Below are 15,374 nucleotides of genomic sequence, written 5' to 3'. Positions count from 1 at the left end.
ACTCTAGGCGATCGGCACCCACCGAAACCCGGCAGACCGGCGCACGACAGCTCGCGCCACCCCTGACAGGCCCCTGACAGGCGCGAGGCCGGGCCGCAAGAGAGCGGCCCGGCCTTGTGTCTACTGTGGACTCAGTGCAGCGTCCACGTCTGGTTCGCCGCTCCCGTGCACGTCCAGATCTGCAAAGGCGTCCCGTCCGCCGAACTCGGGCCCGTCGCGTCCAGGCACTTGCCCGAGGCCGGGTTCACCAGCTGACTACCGGACGCCGTCCACTGCTGGGCGCCCGTTCCGTTGCAGTCGTACAACTGCACCTTTGACCCGTTCGCCGTTCCCGCCGCGTTGACGTCCAGGCACTTGCCGAGTGCTCGCAAAGTTCCCGAAGTAGCAGTCCACTGCTGGGCGTTCGTCCCGTTGCACGTGTACAGGTCCACCGTTGTGCCGTTGGCGGTCGCCGCACCCGCCACGTCCACGCACTTGCCTCCGTACCCCGTGATCGTGCCCCCCGAAGAAGGCGGCGGGGTTGTCGTGCCGCCCGTGATCGCGTTGAAGATCCGCGAGTACGCGTAACCCGTCGCGCGGTCGTAGTCCTGGAGCTCCCAGAACGACAGCTCCGCGACGCCGTTCTGGGCCGCGAACGTCTCCAGTTGCTGGGCGTCCGACTGGCTGAACTGCGCGCCGTCGTCGTTGCGGCCCGCGATCGGCGTCAGGCCCATCATCGCGTACGCCGCCGACGTCGAGATCCCGTACAGGCTCGCCAGCTGGGACGCCGATGCCCGGGCCGCCGAGAGGGCGTCGCCCAGGACCGGCTGGCCGTCGTAGAAGTCCATCACCATCAGGTTGACCACGCTGACCTTGACGCCCTTGCTCTTCGCGTCGCGCAGGAGGTCGAGCTCGTTGCCCGGGATGCCCGTCGGGTCGACCGCCAGCGTGTAGTCGACCTGGACGGCGGAGTTCTGCTGCTGCAGCGCCGCCAGCGCCGAGTTGCGGCGCTGGTTCGACGCCGTGTCGTTCAGGACGCCGCCCTCGATGTCGAAGTCCAGGCGCGGCGTGCCGTACGTGTTCACGACGTTCGCGTACGCCGACGTCAGGCTCGCGGTGTTCGTGCAGGTCTGGGCCAGCTCACCGCCTTCCGCGCCGCCGAACGACGGGATCACGTTGCCGCCCGCCGCCTGCAGGGCGGTGATCTGCGACTTGAACGAGCCGACGCCGGTGCCGTTCGCCTCCCACACCGGCGTGCAGCCCGACTGCGGGGTCAGGAACGCCAGCGTGAAGAACTTCGTGCCGGTGGCGTTCATGTCGGCGGCCATCTGACCGGCGTCGCCGTCACTGATCTGCAGGTATGGCGCCGCGTAGTGGGCGGGGAAGGCCGGGCCCGCCGCCTCGGCGGTGGACGGTGTCAGAGCGAGAGCGGCGACGACGGGCAACGCCGCCACGAGTGCCGCTCTGGTACGGGAAAAGGACATGAAGAGCTCCAAGGGGGACCGTGGGGAGAGGAGCCGGAGCGGACTTATTCCGCGTTGTGAAGAAAGGGTTTACCCGCTCAGCAGCCCAGTTGTCCAGACCATGTCACTCACCGGCACACAGCCGGATTTTTCCCCGCAATAGCCCCAAAAAGCCCTTATCCGCCGCTTTTGCCGGACGTCTCGTCGGCGCGGCGGTACGCCAGCCAGCGCTGCCCGACCAGATCCCAGACGCGCTGGTAGTCGTCGAACTTCGCGCGGATCACCTCGACGTCGAGCTCGTCCGCCGGCGTCGACGCGATGTAGAACCCCAGGTCGTCGCGCAGCCGGTAGAACCGCGACTGCACCTCCTCCATCAGCACCCACAGCGACCGCCAGGCGAAGAACGGCTCCAGCGCGCTCACCACGGTTACGACCGCGACGAGCGCGAACGCCGTGCCGGTCCAGCCGTCGAGGTTCTGCAGCCCGAGGATGATCGTCGACGTCGCCGAAAGCGCCAGCGCCACCAGCCGGATCGACACCGCCCGCCGCCGGAAGCGGAACTTCCGGTTGCGCGCGTACTCGTTGGCCTTCTCGATCCGGGCCAGCACGTCCTGGGCGAGCTCGAGCGGCGACAGTCCCGGCGTCGGCGGGTCGGACTGGATCGGCGGTTTCACCCGCCGAGAATACCGGCCGGGCACGCGAAAGAGCCCCGGTCACCAGGACCGGGGCTCTCCGCGAAAGAACGTCAGGACTTCGAAACCCGCGCGAACTCGTCCTTCGGGTTGTTGATCTGCCCGAGCGAGATCACCTCACGCCGGAACAGCCCGCCGAGGATCCAGTCGAACAGGATGCGGATCTTGCGGTTCCACGTCGGCATCGCCTTGAGGTGGTAGGCGCGGTGGAACAGCCACGCCGGGAAGCCCTTGATCTTCAGGTTCAGCGCGTCGGCCACGCCCTTGTGCAGGCCGAGGCTCGCCACCGCGCCGAGGTTCTTGTGGAAGTAGTCCTTCGGCTTGCCGCCGCGGATCACCTTGATGATGTTCTTCGCCAGCAGCGTCGCCTGGCGGACCGCGTGCTGCGCGTTCGGCGGGCACGTCGCCGTCGGGTCCTCTTCCGTGCGCGAGAGGTCCGGGATCGCCGCGTTGTCGCCCGCGGTCCACACGTCCGGGTGGCCGACGACCTGCATGGCGGCCGTCGCCTCGAGGCGGCCGCGCTTGTCGAGCGGCAGGTCCGAGTTCGCCAGCACCGGGTTGGCCTTCACGCCGGCCGTCCAGATGAGCGTGTCGGTGTCGAACTCCGTGCCGTCCGAGAGCACGACGTGGCCGTTCTCGAACGACTTCGCCGCCGTCGAGAGGTACACCTCGATGCCGCGCTTCTCCAGCTGCTCGACCGTGTACACACCCAGGGTCTCGCGGACCTCGGGCAGGATCCGCCCGGCGGCCTCGACGAGCACCCAGCGGACGTCGGCCGGCTGGATGTTCGGGTAGTAGTTCTCGACCGCGAACCGGGTCATGTCCTCGAGCTCGGCCAGCGCCTCGATGCCGGCGAACCCGCCACCGACGACGGTGAACGTCAGCAGGCGCTTGCGCAGCTCGGGGTCCAGCGTGCTGGCGGCCTCGTCGAGCTTGGTCATGATGTGGTTGCGGAGGTAGATCGCCTCGCCGATGGTCTTGAAGGCGATGCCCTGCTCGACCAGGCCCGGGATCGGCAGGATCCGGGCGACGGCGCCGAGCGCGACGACCAGGATGTCGTAGCCGAGCTGCTCGATGTGGCCGTCGGCCGCCTCGACCGTGACCGACTTCTTCTCGTTCTCGATCTTGGTGACGCGCGCGGTCAGCACGTGGCAGCGCTTGAGCACGCGGCGCAGCGGCACGACCACGTGCCGGGGCTCGATCGCGCCGGCCGCGGCCTCCGGGAGGAACGGCGCGTAGGTCATGTGGGGCTGCGGGTCAACGACGGTCACGGAGGCCTCGTTGGCCCGGAGCATCTTCTGGAGGCCGTACGCCGTGTAGAGCCCGACGTACCCACCACCGAGGACGAGGATCCGAGTCGGTTCCGACTTCGACTTCGCAGCAGCCATGTCCTCATGGTGACACCTTCCCGGGCGCCTCGCTCGGGGACCCCATCTCGCTGTGACCAGCGTCGCTGCGGTTTCCGTAACGATTCAGTTCGGCCCCGTCACCGAGGCCGCGGCCCGGAAGACATCAGCCACCATGGCGTGGGTCACGAGCCGGGTCTGGACATTCCGCGGCGACACGTGATAACAGCCGAAAAGGCGCAGGTCGTCCAGCTCGACGACCGATCCGTGCGCGAAGGCCGGACGCGGCCGCGGCACCGGCCAGCCGGCGTCGGCGAGCACGGGCAGTAACGCCTGCCAGCCGAACGCGCCGAGCACGACGATCGCGCGCAGTGTCGGACGTAACAGCGCCAGTTCCTCCGCGAGCCACGGACGGCACGTGTCGCGCTCGGCCGGCGTCGGCTTGTTGTCCGGCGGGGCACAGCGCACCGGCGAGACCAGCCGCGTCCGGTACAGCTCCAGGCCGTCGCCCAGCCGCTCGGACGTCGGCTGCGACGCGAGCCCCACTTCGTGCAGCACCCGGAAGAGGAAATCACCCGAAGGGTCACCGGTGAACATCCGGCCGGTGCGGTTCGCGCCGTGCGCCGAGGGCGCGAGCCCCACCACGGCGATCGACGCGTCCGGCGGCCCGAAGCCCGGCACGGGCCGCGCCCAGTACTCCTCGCCGCGGAATGCCGCCTTCGTGCCCGCGACGCCTTCTCGCCAGGTCACCAGCCTCGGACAGGCGCGGCACCCGGCCACGGCGGCGTCCAGCTCGGCCAGTGACCTCATCCCAGCGCCACCCGGGACAGCCGGTCGGCCCGCCGCGTCGTCTCGGGCAGCCGGTAGCGCGGGCTCAGCGCCAGGGTCAGCCGGCAGGCGTGGGCCAGGTCGATCCGGTGCCCGGCCGAGACGTACACCGGCTTGACGCCGTCCTGGGTCCGCAGCACCGCGCCGACCTCCTCCCCGGCGTCGACCAGCGGCTCCGACGAGCCCCGCGACGGCCCCGGCTCGGCGTGCGAGCCGACGAACCGCGTCTTGCCGACGCCGAAGGCGGGCAGCCCGGTCAGCACGCCGAGGTGGCACGCGAGGCCGAAGCGCCGCGGGTGGGCGAGGCCGTGGCCATCGCAGACCAGGACGTCCGGCTCGTGGTCGAGGCGCTCGAGCGCGGCCAGCAGCGGCGGCAACTCGCGGAAGGCGAACAGGCCCGGTTCGTACGGGAAGACGGCCCGCGCGCGGTGCGTCCGCTCTTCCACGACGGTCAGCCCGGCCGTCTCCAGCGTGACGACGGCCGCGGCGATCGCGCCGGCGTCGTCGTAGGCGACGTCGAGACCGGTCACCGTGGGCGGCAGCTCCGCGAGGTCGTCGGTGCGGTCGACCCGGCCGCGCAGCCGTTCCTGCACGGCGAGCGCGTCCTCGACCGTCGTCGGCCAGTCCCCGGTGTGCACCAAGTCACCCTGCCACAACTAGGTTGGGTCCATGGCGGACACGACCCCCGAAGAGGCCCCCGAGAAGAAGGCTCCGGAAGCGACGGAGATCCCGGCGGAGCCGACCGACGACATCGTCACGACCCAGCACACGATCACCGTGAAGCGGAAGAAGCTTTCGTACACGGCGAAGGCAGGCCGGATCGTGCTCCGCAAGGAGATCGTCAAGGACGGCAAATCGGAGGGCCACAAGGCGAAGGCGGAGGTGTTCATCACCTCCTACACCCTCGACGACGCCGATCCGGGCACGCGGCCGGTGACGTTCGCCTTCAACGGCGGCCCCGGCTCGTCGAGCATCTGGCTGCACATGGGCCTGCTGGGCCCGCGCCGGGTGCTCTCGGGCGACGTCGACGACCTCGTGCCGCCGCCGTACGGGCTGGCCGACAACCCCGAGACGCTGCTGGCGCAGAGCGACCTCGTGTTCATCGACCCGGTGTCGACCGGCTACTCGCGCGCGTCCGAGGGCGGCGAGACCAAGGACTTCCACGGCTTCAAGGGCGACATCGAGTCGGTCGGCGAGATCATCCGGCTGTGGGTGTCGCGCCACCAGCGCTGGCTGTCGCCGAAGTTCCTGGCCGGCGAGTCGTACGGCACGCTGCGCGCCGCCGGGCTGGCCGCGCACCTGCAGGAGCGGCACGGGCTCTACCTCAACGGCCTGCTGCTGATCTCGTCGGTGCTCGACCTCGGCACGCTGCGGTTCACCGAGGGCAATGACCTGCCGTACTCGCTGTACGTGCCGACGTACGCGGCGATCGCGCACTACCACGGCCTGCACGGCGACCGGCCGCTCGACGACGTCCTGGCCGACGCCGAGGACTTCGCGGCGAAGGACCTGCCGTACGTGCTTTCGCGCGGCGCGCGGCTGTCCACGCAGGACCGCGCGGAGGCGGTCGCCACGCTGGCGTCGCTGACCGGGCTCACCGAGTCCTATGTGGACCGGGTGAACCTGCGGATCGAGCACGTCCGGTTCTTCACCGAGCTGCTGCGCGACCGCGGCCTGACGGTCGGCCGGATGGACGGCCGCTTCACGACGTGGGAGCCCGACGGCGGCCGCGAGCACATGAGCGACGACCCGTCGATCTCCCGCGTGATCGGCGCGTACGCGGCGGCGTTCAACCACTACGTGCGGGCCGACCTCGGGTACGAGAACGACCTGCCGTACGAGCTCATCCACGAGGACACGTTCAAGGCGTGGTCGTACGCGGACTTCGAGGGCCGCTCGGTGTCGGTGGCCGACTCGGTGAGCGCGGCGATGCGCGCGAACCCGCACCTGCAGGTCCACGTGGCGTTCGGGCACTACGACGGCGCGACGGCCTACTTCGCGGCCGAGCACGTGCTGGCCCACCTGCAGATCCCGGAGGAGCTGCGCGACAACATCGACACGGCGTACTACCCGGCCGGGCACATGATGTACGTCCACGAGCCGACGCGGGTGCAGCAGGCGAAGGACCTCGCCAAGTTCGTCAAGAAGGCCTCGAACCGCTGAGCTTCACCGGTCCCTGGAGAGGTCTTGCTCCAGGGACCGGCGGAGCTCGTCAGCGGGCTTCCGGGGGCGACCAGTCGACTTCGGTCCGCGCCGGCAGCGAGTCGCCGTAGTGGCCCGGCGGCAGCGGACGGCGGCCCCGGACGTAGGCGGTCAGCTCGGCGGCCGCGACGAGCCCGGCGTACGCGAACAGCAGCGGCGCGTACCCGGGCGGCAGCCGGTGGCCGGTGACGGTGTCCAGGATCGGCGGAACCGCCGCCAGGGCGGGCGACGCCGCGTGGAGGTTCTCCGCCAGCAGCTGCCGGTACACCGCGAACGAAGCCTCGTCCTCGGCGAGTACCGGGCTTCGCAGGAAGCTGGTCAGGATCACGGCCGAGCAGAGCGCGCTGACGCCGAGCAGGGTCAGCCAGCCGGCGGCGTAGGCCGGTGCCGCCGAGAGCATCGAGAGCGCGAGTGCCACGCCGCCGCCGTAGGCCAGCGCGCCGGCCGCGACGAACCAGCCGCCGGGCCGCCCGCCCTTCGCGCCGGGCCACGGGCGGGTCCGCGTCGCCAGTTGACGCTGCCGAGACCGGATAGTCCGCCACGAAGTCAGCTGGACGACGAAGCAGACGAAGTACGCGGGCGTGCTCATGGCCTCACCGAAGAGCAGCAGGTGGCCGAGCGCGCCGGCGAACGCGAGCACGGCGAACAGCAGGAGCCAGGGCAGGCTGCGGGCGATGGCGGCGTTGCGCGTGGCCAGCAGTTCGTCGATGTACGGCGTGGGTGTCAACACCGGCCGGCCGCGGCTCGCCAGCCAGCGCAGACCCGACTCGTGCTCGGACTTCGTGCTCACGCCGCCTCCCCGTAGTAGCCGTCCGCGGGCAGCGCCGGCGTCCGGCGCCGCTGGGTGAACGCCGCGACGACGTGCGCGCCCACCGCGAGCACGACGTAGCCGGTCAGCCACGGCCAGGCCGGCGCGTCGCCGAACGCGAGGTCCGGGACCACCAGCACCGCGAAGAACGACGGCATGACGACCTGGACGTCCTGCAGCCGCGCCACGGCGTCGACGGCCAGTGAACCTTCGTCCTCCGCGAGGACGGGCCGCCGGAGCACACTGGTCAGGATCACCGCGTCGACGACTGCGCCCAGCGCGAGTACGCCGAGCCAGATGAGCGCCCAGACCGAGCCGGACGCCGCCAGGACGATCCCGAGCACGCCGCCCCCGCCGAAGGTGATCAGCAGTGTCGCCAGGTACCAGCCGTTCACGACCTCCCGCCACGGCGGCCGCGGCCGGTCCAGGCGGCGGTCCCCCAGCCGCGCCGCCGCCCGCCGATCGGCGGCGCGGGCGTGGAGCCACGTCCGCAGCGATACCCAAGCGGCGAACAAGGACCAGAACCCGCCGGCCGGCAGGTCGCTGCTGCGGTCCACTCCGGGCAGGAGCCGCAACATCTGGTAACCGAACATCCCGGTGAACGTCACCGCGCCCAAGACGAAGACGGCCGTGAAAGCCTCCGGCGCCGGCCTGCCGCGGCGGACGCTCAGCCGCGTGGTCAGCAACGTGGTCGGCTCGGTCACCCGGACGCCGTGGCCGGCGAGCCACTTCACCGCCGCCTGCTCGTCCTTCGACAACACGATCATCGCTACTCCCCCTGTCCGTCGTACACGCGCGAAGCGGCGCGACGGTTTACCGGCCGTAGAAACCCGGTGGCAGCTTCCGGCGGCGCGTCACCAGCAGGCCGGTCACCTCGGTCCCGATCGCGACGACCAGATAGGCGAGCGCGAGCCAGCTCAGCCAACCGGGCGTGAACTCGTCGAGCACCGTCACGGGCATCGCCACGAAGGCGAACCTCGCCGACGACGCGTAGCGGTAGGCGTCCTGGGCCCGGAGCAGGCCGTCGACCGCCAGCGACGTGAGGTCCTCCGCGACGACCGGGGCGCGCAGGATCCGGCCGAGGACCGCCGCGGTGGATCCGGCGCCCGCCGCCAGCGCGAACGTCTGCGCGAAGACGTCGAAGGACGGCGCGACCACGATCGTGATCGCGCACAACGCCGCTCCCCCGCCGAACGTGATCGCGGTGGTGGCCAGGTACCACCAGCCCACCTGCCGCGCGGCTTCCAGCAGGGCGGGCGGGGGGCCGGTGCCCGCCCAGCGCTCGGCGACCTCGTCCCGGCGGCGGATCTCCCGCGAGCGGACCACCACCCAGACGGCGAACACGACGAAGATCAGCCCGAACCTGCCGGGCACCTGCCGGAACGCGTTGCTCGCCGCGGTCGCCACGCCGAAGCCGACGTACCAGGGCAGCGTCCGGGCCGCCCACTCCCGGGAGCCGACTCTCAGTGAGAGCAGCCGGGTCGGCAGCCACACCCGAACGCCCCGCCGGGCCAGCCACCCCCTGGCGGCCGCCACCTCCGCGAGCGTCGGCTCGCCCGGCAACCACGGATCGACCGGCAACGCCGGCTCACGCACATCCACCCGAATCCTCCCCCTTGTCCCGATGTACACGCGAGACATTGGCGTGAGGTTGGCTCGCCGGGACGGTTACTTCTGCCGCCCGAAGTACCGCTCGGGCAGGGGAAGGGCTTCGAGCGCCCCGATGGCGCCGATCTCCGCGATCCGCTCGTGACGCCGCAGCTCCGCGTGCCGGTCCTCGGCGATCTCCCACCAGATCTCGAGGTCGTCGGGGTGGTCGCGGTCCGCTTTCTTCTCGGCGATCCGCTCCGGCGGCAAGTGGACGCTCAGGTCCTGGATCCGTTCGCGCAGCCGGTCCAGGTGCGGGGACGGCGGCCTCGTCGTGAACCCCATCGACAAGAACTGCTTGAGCAGCCACAGTTCCTGGCTCTCCGACAGCACTTCGCGGACGACCCTGGCCGGCATCGGCCAGTCGGACCGCGTGAGGAACTCGTCGCTCGCCTCGCCGTCCCGGTACTCCAGGGCGGGACAGATCCACACCGGCCGCTCGACGCCGCCCGCGAAGTCCGCGCGGTCCGCGGCCGCGAGCGACGTCAAAGTCTTCTCTTCGACGTCGACACCGTGCTCCAGCGCCAGAACCATGCGGAGGTCGTCGGCCATCATCGGCCCGTAGACGCGATTCAGGCCGGAGAGCACCGTCTCGCGTAGGTCGCCCGAGTCCATGTCCCTGCCCCCTCACACGAAAACGGCCCACCTCCGGCGGAGGTGGGCCGTTCCGCGAACCCTACTTCAGGTACTGCGACCCGTGGGTCACCGCCGAGTAGGCGTCGACGGCGCCGTGGCCGTAGAAGCCGTTGAACGACGGGTCACCCGTGCACGTCGCCGTGAACTCGGGCCCGCGGCCCTCGTTCACGTAGTCCACCGTCCGCGGGACCGGGCAGGCGATCTTCGACGCCGTGCCCTCGAGGACGCGCTGGACCTTGTCCGGGTCCAGCCCGAAGCCGGCACCCGACTTCTTGCCGTACTGCGACACGATCAGCGCCGAGACGCCCGCCGCGTGCGGCGTCGCCATCGACGTGCCCTGCAGCCACTGGTAGTAGCCGACCCGGCCGTCGGCCGCCGTCGCCTTCTGGACGCCCAAGCCGACGCCGGCCGGGGTCACGTTGCCCGCCGCGTCGATGTTGCCCTCGGCCACACCCACGTTCTTCGGGTACGTCGAGAGGATCTCGTTCTCGACCGTGCGGAACCACGGCGTGCCGAAACCGTCGCGGTAGTACCCGCCCGGCGCGGAAACCGAGATCTGCTCGGTGCCGTAGTTCGAGTAGTCCGCCTTCGCCTGCGACGGCCCGAACGCGCTCACGCCGATGGTGTGGTTGCCCTCGACCGGCAGGCTGAGGCACGAGCTGTTGTCGACCTGACGCGGGTGCGTCGCGTTGGCCGGGTAGTCCGGGCTCGTCGTGTCCGGCTGCGGCGCGCCGAGGTCGGTGTGCTGGTTGCCCAGCGCGACCACCATCGTGACGCCCTTGCGGTGCGCGTAGTTCAGCGCGCGCTGGGTCGCCTCGATGATCGTGCGCTGCTCGGCCTGCTCCGCGGCCGAGTCGGCCGGGTTCGCGGCACAGTTGTACAGCCACGGGTCGGTGTAGAACGACATGTTGACCACGTCGATGCCCGCGTCGCCGGCGTAGGTCAGCGCGTCGACGGTCGGCTGCAGGAAGAAGTAGCCCGAGTCCTGGCCGGCGCGGATGTTCACCAGCGTCACGTTCGGCGCGACGCCGGAGACGCCGAAGCCGTTGGCCGCGGCGGCGATGGTGCCGGCGACGTGCGTGCCGTGGCCGCCGTCGTCGTGGTTGGCCGGGTCGACGCAGCCGCGGAACTCACACGGCCCGTCGACCTCGACGCCGTTGACGTCGAACGGGATGTCCTTGGTGAAGTTGCGCGAGTCGGCCGCGTCGAAGTTCGGCGCGATGTCCGGGTGCGTGCCGTCGATGCCGGTGTCGATGACGCCGACCTTGACCTGCTTGCTGCCCGCCTGCTTGGTGCGCGAGAGGTCCGAGCGGACGGACTTGAGGCCCCAGAGCTGGTCGTCCAGCGGGTCCATCCCGACGGCCTTGTTCGCGGCTGCCTTCTTGGAAGCGGCGCCGCGGCCTTCCTTCTCGGCGTTGTCGTTCTTGGCCTTCTTGCCGTTCTTCGGCAGCGAGCCGATGACCTGGGCCTTGGCCGCGCCGTACACGGCCCGGTTCGCCGAGACGCGCTCGGTGAACCCGGTGGCCGGGGCGCTGGCCTTGATGAGGCCGACGGCGGTGTTGGTCTCCAGCACGGTGCCGCCGGCGGCGCGGATGGCCTGCTGGGCGGTGCCGATGCTCTGCGTGTCCTTGGCGAGCACGGTGAACTCGGTCGCCGGGCCGGCCAGCGCGGGCTGCGCCGACGCGACCGGGACCGCGACGGCCGAGATCGCCCCGAACAGCGGGACGGCCATGGCCGCGGCGAGAAGCCTGGGTCTTTTCACTTTTCTCCTCCTCGGGAAAGCGGTTCCTGCACCGTATAGACCGGACAATGCGCGTACAACGGCCAAACGTACGTTATGGAACAACCGACTTCTGCTCCGCGAAGTGACAAGCTGACAAGTGGCCGTCCGTCCTCGGCACGAGCTCCGGGACTTCGGAAGCGCACTTGTCCTGCGCCTTCCAGCAGCGCGTGCGGAACCGGCACCCGGACGGGGGATCCAGGGGACTCGGGACATCGCCCTCGAGCCGGATGATCTGCCGCTGCCCGCGCACGGCCGGGTCCGCCACCGGCACCGCCGACAGCAGCGCCTGGGTGTACGGGTGGGACGGTCGCTCGTAGATCTCCTCGTCCGTCCCGATTTCGACGATCTTGCCGAGGTACATCACCGCGACCCGGTTGGACAGGTGCCGCACCACGGAAAGGTCGTGGGCGATGAAGACGTACGACAGGCCGAACTCGTCCTGCAGGTCGCCGAGCAGGTTCATCACCTGCGCCTGGATCGAGACGTCCAGGGCGGACACCGGCTCGTCGCAGATGATCACCTTCGGCCGCAGCGCGAGCGCCCGCGCGATGCCGATGCGCTGGCGCTGCCCACCGGAGAACTGGTGCGGGTAGCGGTTGAGGTGCTCGGGGTTGAGCCCGACGACCTCCAGCAGCTCCTGCACCTTCTTCGCGCGCGAGCCCTTGGGCGCGACGTCGGAGTGGATCTCGAACGGCTCGCCGACGATGTCGCCGACGGTCATCCGCGGGTTGAGCGAGGTGTACGGGTCCTGCAGCACGATCTGGATCTCGCGCCGCAGCTTGCGCAGTTCGTTGCCGCGCAGCGAGAAGATGTCGCGGCCTTCGAACTTCGCGCCGCCGCCGGTCGGCTCTTCGAGGCGCATCAGGACCTGCGCCAAAGTGGACTTGCCGCAGCCGGACTCGCCGACGACGCCGAGCGTCTCGCCGGGCATCAGGTCGAACGAGACGCCGTCGACGGCCTTGACCTGGCCGATCGTCCGCTTGAACAGGACGCCGGTGCGGACCGGGAAGTACTTCTTCAGGTCGGTGACCGAGAGGATGGGGTCAGGCACGGGTGTTCACCACCACATCTTCGGCGAAGTGGCACGCGCTGGTCCGGCCGAAGCCGATCCCGTGCTGAACCGGGACTTCTTCGGCACACCGGTCCACGGCCCGCTTGCAGCGCGGGTGGAACGGGCAGCCCGGCGGGATGTCGAGCAGGCTCGGCGGCAGGCCCTTGATGGTTTCCAGCGTCTGTCCTTTGAGGTCGAGCCGGGGCAGGGAGTCCATCAGCGCGGCGGTGTACGGGTGAGCCGGCGCGCGGAACAGCTCGACGACGTCGGCCTGCTCGACGATCCGGCCCGCGTACATCACCGCGATCCGGTCGGCGACCTCCGCGACGACGCCCAAGTCGTGCGTGATCAGCACCAGGCCCATCTTGCGTTCGGCCTGTATTTCACCCAGGAGGTCCATGATCTGGGCCTGGACGGTGACGTCGAGCGCGGTGGTCGGCTCGTCGGCGATGAGCAGGTCCGGGTCGAGCGCCAGGGACATCGCGATCATCGCGCGCTGGCGCATGCCGCCGGAGAACTGGTGCGGGTAGTCCTTGATCCGCCGGTCGGCGGCCGGGATGCGGACGGTGTCGAGCAGCTCGACCGCGCGCTTGCGGGCGTCCTTCTTGGACATCCCGAGCCGGACCGTCAGCTGTTCCTCGATCTGGAAGCCCACGGTGAACACCGGGTTCAACGCGGAGAGCGCGTCCTGGAAGATCATCGCGATCTCGCTGCCGCGCACCTCGCGGCGGCGGTCCTCGGACGCGGTCAGCAGGTCTTCGCCGCGCCAGCGCACCGCGCCGCCGGTGATCACGCCGGGTGGCATGTCGAGGATGCCCATCACCGTCTGCGCGGTGACGCTCTTGCCGGAGCCGGACTCGCCCAGCACCGCCAGGGTCTCCCCGGCGTGCACCGCGTAGCCGACGCCGTTGAGCACGTTGGCCACGCCGTCGGAGGTCCGGAACTCGACGTGCAGATCCTCTACTTCGAGCAGGAGTTCGTTGTCGGACAAGGGGATCTACCTCGACTTCGGATCGAGCGCGTCGCGGATGCCGTCACCGAGCATCACGAAGGCCAGCACGGTCAGGGTGACGAAGGCGCCGGGGAACAGCAGCATGTGCGGGTCCACCCGGAAGTAGTCCCGCGAGTCGCTGATCATCACGCCCCACGAGATCACCGGCGGGCGCACGCCGATGCCGAGGTAGGCCAGCGTCGCCTCGGCGCCGATGAACGCGCCGAGCGCGATGGTGGCGTACACCAGCACCGGCGCGAGCGTGTTCGGCAACAGGTGCCGGAAGATGATCCGCGGGGTGCTCGCGCCGAGGCCGCGCGCGGCCTTGACGTAGTCGAGCTGCTTGGCCACCAGCGTCGCCGAGCGCATGATGCGCATCGCCACCGGCCAGCTCAGCACGGCGATGGAGCAGACCACCTGGACGATGATCGTGACCGCGCCGGGGTTCGAGCCGGGCGCGTTGAACGTCGTGAGGATGACGATGGCGCCGAGCACGAACGGCAGGCCCGCGAAGATGTCGCCGAAGCGCGACAGGATGCTGTCGATGAACCGCCCGTAGTAGCCGGCGAAGATGCCGACGAGCGATCCGAAGAGGACGGTCAGCAGGGTCGAGAACACCCCGACCAGCAGGGACGCGCGGGCGCCGTAGATGGTGCGGGCGTAGACGTCGTAGCCCTGGTTGTCGTAGCCGAACCAGGCGTCCGCGGACGGGCCTTCGTTGGCGTGCGTGAGATCGCTGAAGCCCGCTTCCCGCGAGCTGAACAGGCCGGGCGCGATGGCGATCAGCACGATCAGCAGGATGATCACGGCCGAGATGACGAACGCCGGCTTGCGCCGCAGCTGGCGCCACGCGTCGCTCCACAGGCTGCGGGGCTTCTGCGGGCCGGTGCCGGAGTCGTCGATGCGGGACAGCTCGGCCGCGTCGGCACCGCCGCCGCCCACCAGGTTCGGGTCAGTCATAGCGGATCCTCGGGTCGAGAACGGCGTACAGCAGGTCGACGATGAGGCTCATCAGCAGGTAGACCAGCACCAGCAGGACGACCACGCCGACGACGGTCGCGCTCTCCCGGTTCTGGATGCCGCGGAAGATGAGCCCGCCCAGGCCGTTGATGTTGAACACGCCTTCGGTGACGATCGCGCCGCCCATCAGCGCGCCCAGGTCGGTGCCGAGGAAGGTGAGCACCGGGATCACCGAGTTGCGCAGCAGGTGGACGCCGACGACGCGGCTGTTCGGCTGGCCCTTCGCGATCGCCGTCCGCACGTAGTCCGCGCGGCGGTTTTCGGCGATGCTCGTTCTCGCCAGCCGGGCCACGTAGGCCATGGACAGGCTGCCGAGCGCGATGCCGGGCACGATCAGTTCGCCGACGCTGGGGTTGTCGGACACGCTGGCCTCGATCAGGCCGAGGCCGTTGCTGCCCAGCGCCAGCTGCAGCACGATCGCCGTGACGAACACCGGTAGCGAGATCAGGAACGTCGTCGAGACCAGGACGAGGTTGTCGAGGAAACCCTTGCCGCGCAGGCCGGTCAGCACGCCGGCGGTGAGCCCGATGAGAGCCTCGATGACCACGGCGATCACGGCCAGGCGCAGCGTGATCGGGTACGACGTGGCGATCAGCTCGCCGACCGAGGTGCCGTTGAAGGTCTCGCCCCAGTCGCCGGTGAACAGGCTCCCGAGGTACTTGAAGTACTGCACGAAGAGGTTGTCGTCCAGGTGGAACTTCTCGGTCATCTGGGCGATGTAGGCCTGCGGGCAGGCGGCCTGGCCGCACTTGCCGGAGAACGGGTCGCCGGGCACGGCCCAGACCAGGACGTAGATGAGGAAGGTGGTGCCGAAGAACACCGGGATCAGCTGGAGCAGCCGTCGCAGGACATAACGGGTCATGACGTTCCTAGTGCGCGCCGGCCGTCGTGAGTGAGAAACAGTGTTCTAACCCTGTTTCTCACTCAC

At 70.1% G+C, this 15,374-nt stretch carries 15 protein-coding genes; 1 reads left to right on the top strand and 14 read right to left on the bottom strand.

The genetic code is table 11. The features are described 5' to 3' along the window. Positions 1-131: 131 nt before the first annotated feature. The 5 genes from QQ657_RS47560 to nfi all read right to left on the bottom strand — a co-directional run bounded on the left by QQ657_RS47560 (position 132) and on the right by nfi (position 4,946). A complete protein-coding gene (locus QQ657_RS47560; protein WP_284749030.1) occupies positions 132-1,463 on the bottom strand; it encodes an RICIN domain-containing protein in 1,332 nt (443 codons plus the stop codon). A gap of 155 nt (positions 1,464-1,618) precedes the next feature. Continuing rightward, complete coding sequence (locus tag QQ657_RS47555) at positions 1,619-2,116, bottom strand: SLATT domain-containing protein (RefSeq protein ID WP_284749029.1); 498 nt, start codon at positions 2,114-2,116, stop codon at positions 1,619-1,621. Positions 2,117-2,187: 71 nt separating this feature from the next. Beyond that, the gene (locus tag QQ657_RS47550) at positions 2,188-3,522 is read right to left on the bottom strand and encodes an NAD(P)/FAD-dependent oxidoreductase (protein ID WP_284749028.1); all 1,335 of its coding nucleotides are present in this window, start codon (positions 3,520-3,522) and stop codon (positions 2,188-2,190) included. Positions 3,523-3,606: 84 nt separating this feature from the next. Then, positions 3,607-4,290, bottom strand: coding sequence for a uracil-DNA glycosylase (locus QQ657_RS47545; protein ID WP_284749027.1), 684 nt, complete (start codon positions 4,288-4,290; stop codon positions 3,607-3,609). Next, a complete protein-coding gene (gene nfi, locus QQ657_RS47540) occupies positions 4,287-4,946 on the bottom strand; it encodes a deoxyribonuclease V (protein ID WP_284749026.1) in 660 nt (219 codons plus the stop codon). The genes QQ657_RS47545 and nfi overlap by 4 nt, the downstream gene beginning before the upstream one ends. A 31-nt stretch (positions 4,947-4,977) precedes the next feature. On the opposite strand from nfi, the gene QQ657_RS47535 reads away from it, so the two are divergent. Continuing rightward, a complete protein-coding gene (locus tag QQ657_RS47535; RefSeq protein ID WP_284749025.1) occupies positions 4,978-6,471 on the top strand; it encodes a S10 family peptidase in 1,494 nt (497 codons plus the stop codon). 49 nt (positions 6,472-6,520) lie between these two features. Here the strand turns inward: QQ657_RS47535 and QQ657_RS47530 are convergent, their stop codons facing one another. The 9 genes from QQ657_RS47530 to QQ657_RS47490 form a co-directional block, all read right to left on the bottom strand. Further along, positions 6,521-7,300: a hypothetical protein gene (locus QQ657_RS47530; protein WP_284749024.1), complete on the bottom strand. Its 780-nt coding sequence runs from the start codon at positions 7,298-7,300 to the stop codon at positions 6,521-6,523. After that, positions 7,297-8,085 carry a hypothetical protein gene (locus QQ657_RS47525; RefSeq protein WP_284749023.1) on the bottom strand — a complete coding sequence of 263 codons (789 nt, stop codon included), beginning with the start codon at positions 8,083-8,085 and terminating at the stop codon, positions 7,297-7,299. The genes QQ657_RS47530 and QQ657_RS47525 overlap by 4 nt, the downstream gene beginning before the upstream one ends. A 46-nt stretch (positions 8,086-8,131) precedes the next feature. After that, on the bottom strand, positions 8,132-8,920 hold the full coding sequence (locus QQ657_RS47520) for a hypothetical protein (RefSeq protein WP_284749022.1): 789 nt from the start codon (positions 8,918-8,920) through the stop codon (positions 8,132-8,134). A 66-nt stretch (positions 8,921-8,986) separates the two neighbouring features. Next, positions 8,987-9,580 (bottom strand): hypothetical protein, encoded by a 594-nt coding sequence (locus tag QQ657_RS47515; RefSeq protein WP_284749021.1) that lies wholly within the window; start codon positions 9,578-9,580, stop codon positions 8,987-8,989. 61 nt (positions 9,581-9,641) lie between these two features. Continuing rightward, positions 9,642-11,333: a S8 family serine peptidase gene (locus QQ657_RS47510; protein WP_284749085.1), complete on the bottom strand. Its 1,692-nt coding sequence runs from the start codon at positions 11,331-11,333 to the stop codon at positions 9,642-9,644. Positions 11,334-11,436: 103 nt separating this feature from the next. Next, positions 11,437-12,435: an ABC transporter ATP-binding protein gene (locus QQ657_RS47505; RefSeq protein WP_284749020.1), complete on the bottom strand. Its 999-nt coding sequence runs from the start codon at positions 12,433-12,435 to the stop codon at positions 11,437-11,439. Further along, on the bottom strand, positions 12,428-13,426 hold the full coding sequence (locus QQ657_RS47500) for an ABC transporter ATP-binding protein (protein ID WP_284749019.1): 999 nt from the start codon (positions 13,424-13,426) through the stop codon (positions 12,428-12,430). Before QQ657_RS47500 ends, QQ657_RS47505 begins: the two co-directional genes overlap by 8 nt. Positions 13,427-13,432: 6 nt before the next feature. Further along, the gene (locus tag QQ657_RS47495; protein WP_284749018.1) at positions 13,433-14,386 is read right to left on the bottom strand and encodes an ABC transporter permease; all 954 of its coding nucleotides are present in this window, start codon (positions 14,384-14,386) and stop codon (positions 13,433-13,435) included. Then, positions 14,379-15,308: an ABC transporter permease gene (locus QQ657_RS47490; protein ID WP_284749017.1), complete on the bottom strand. Its 930-nt coding sequence runs from the start codon at positions 15,306-15,308 to the stop codon at positions 14,379-14,381. The genes QQ657_RS47495 and QQ657_RS47490 overlap by 8 nt, the downstream gene beginning before the upstream one ends. Positions 15,309-15,374: the final 66 nt, after the last annotated feature.

The organism is Amycolatopsis ponsaeliensis (genome assembly GCF_030182635.1).
GTDB lineage: Bacteria > Actinomycetota > Actinomycetes > Mycobacteriales > Pseudonocardiaceae > Amycolatopsis > Amycolatopsis ponsaeliensis.
The sequence above is the reverse complement of the archived record's forward strand: the minus strand, read 5'-3'. Positions and strand labels throughout refer to the sequence as shown.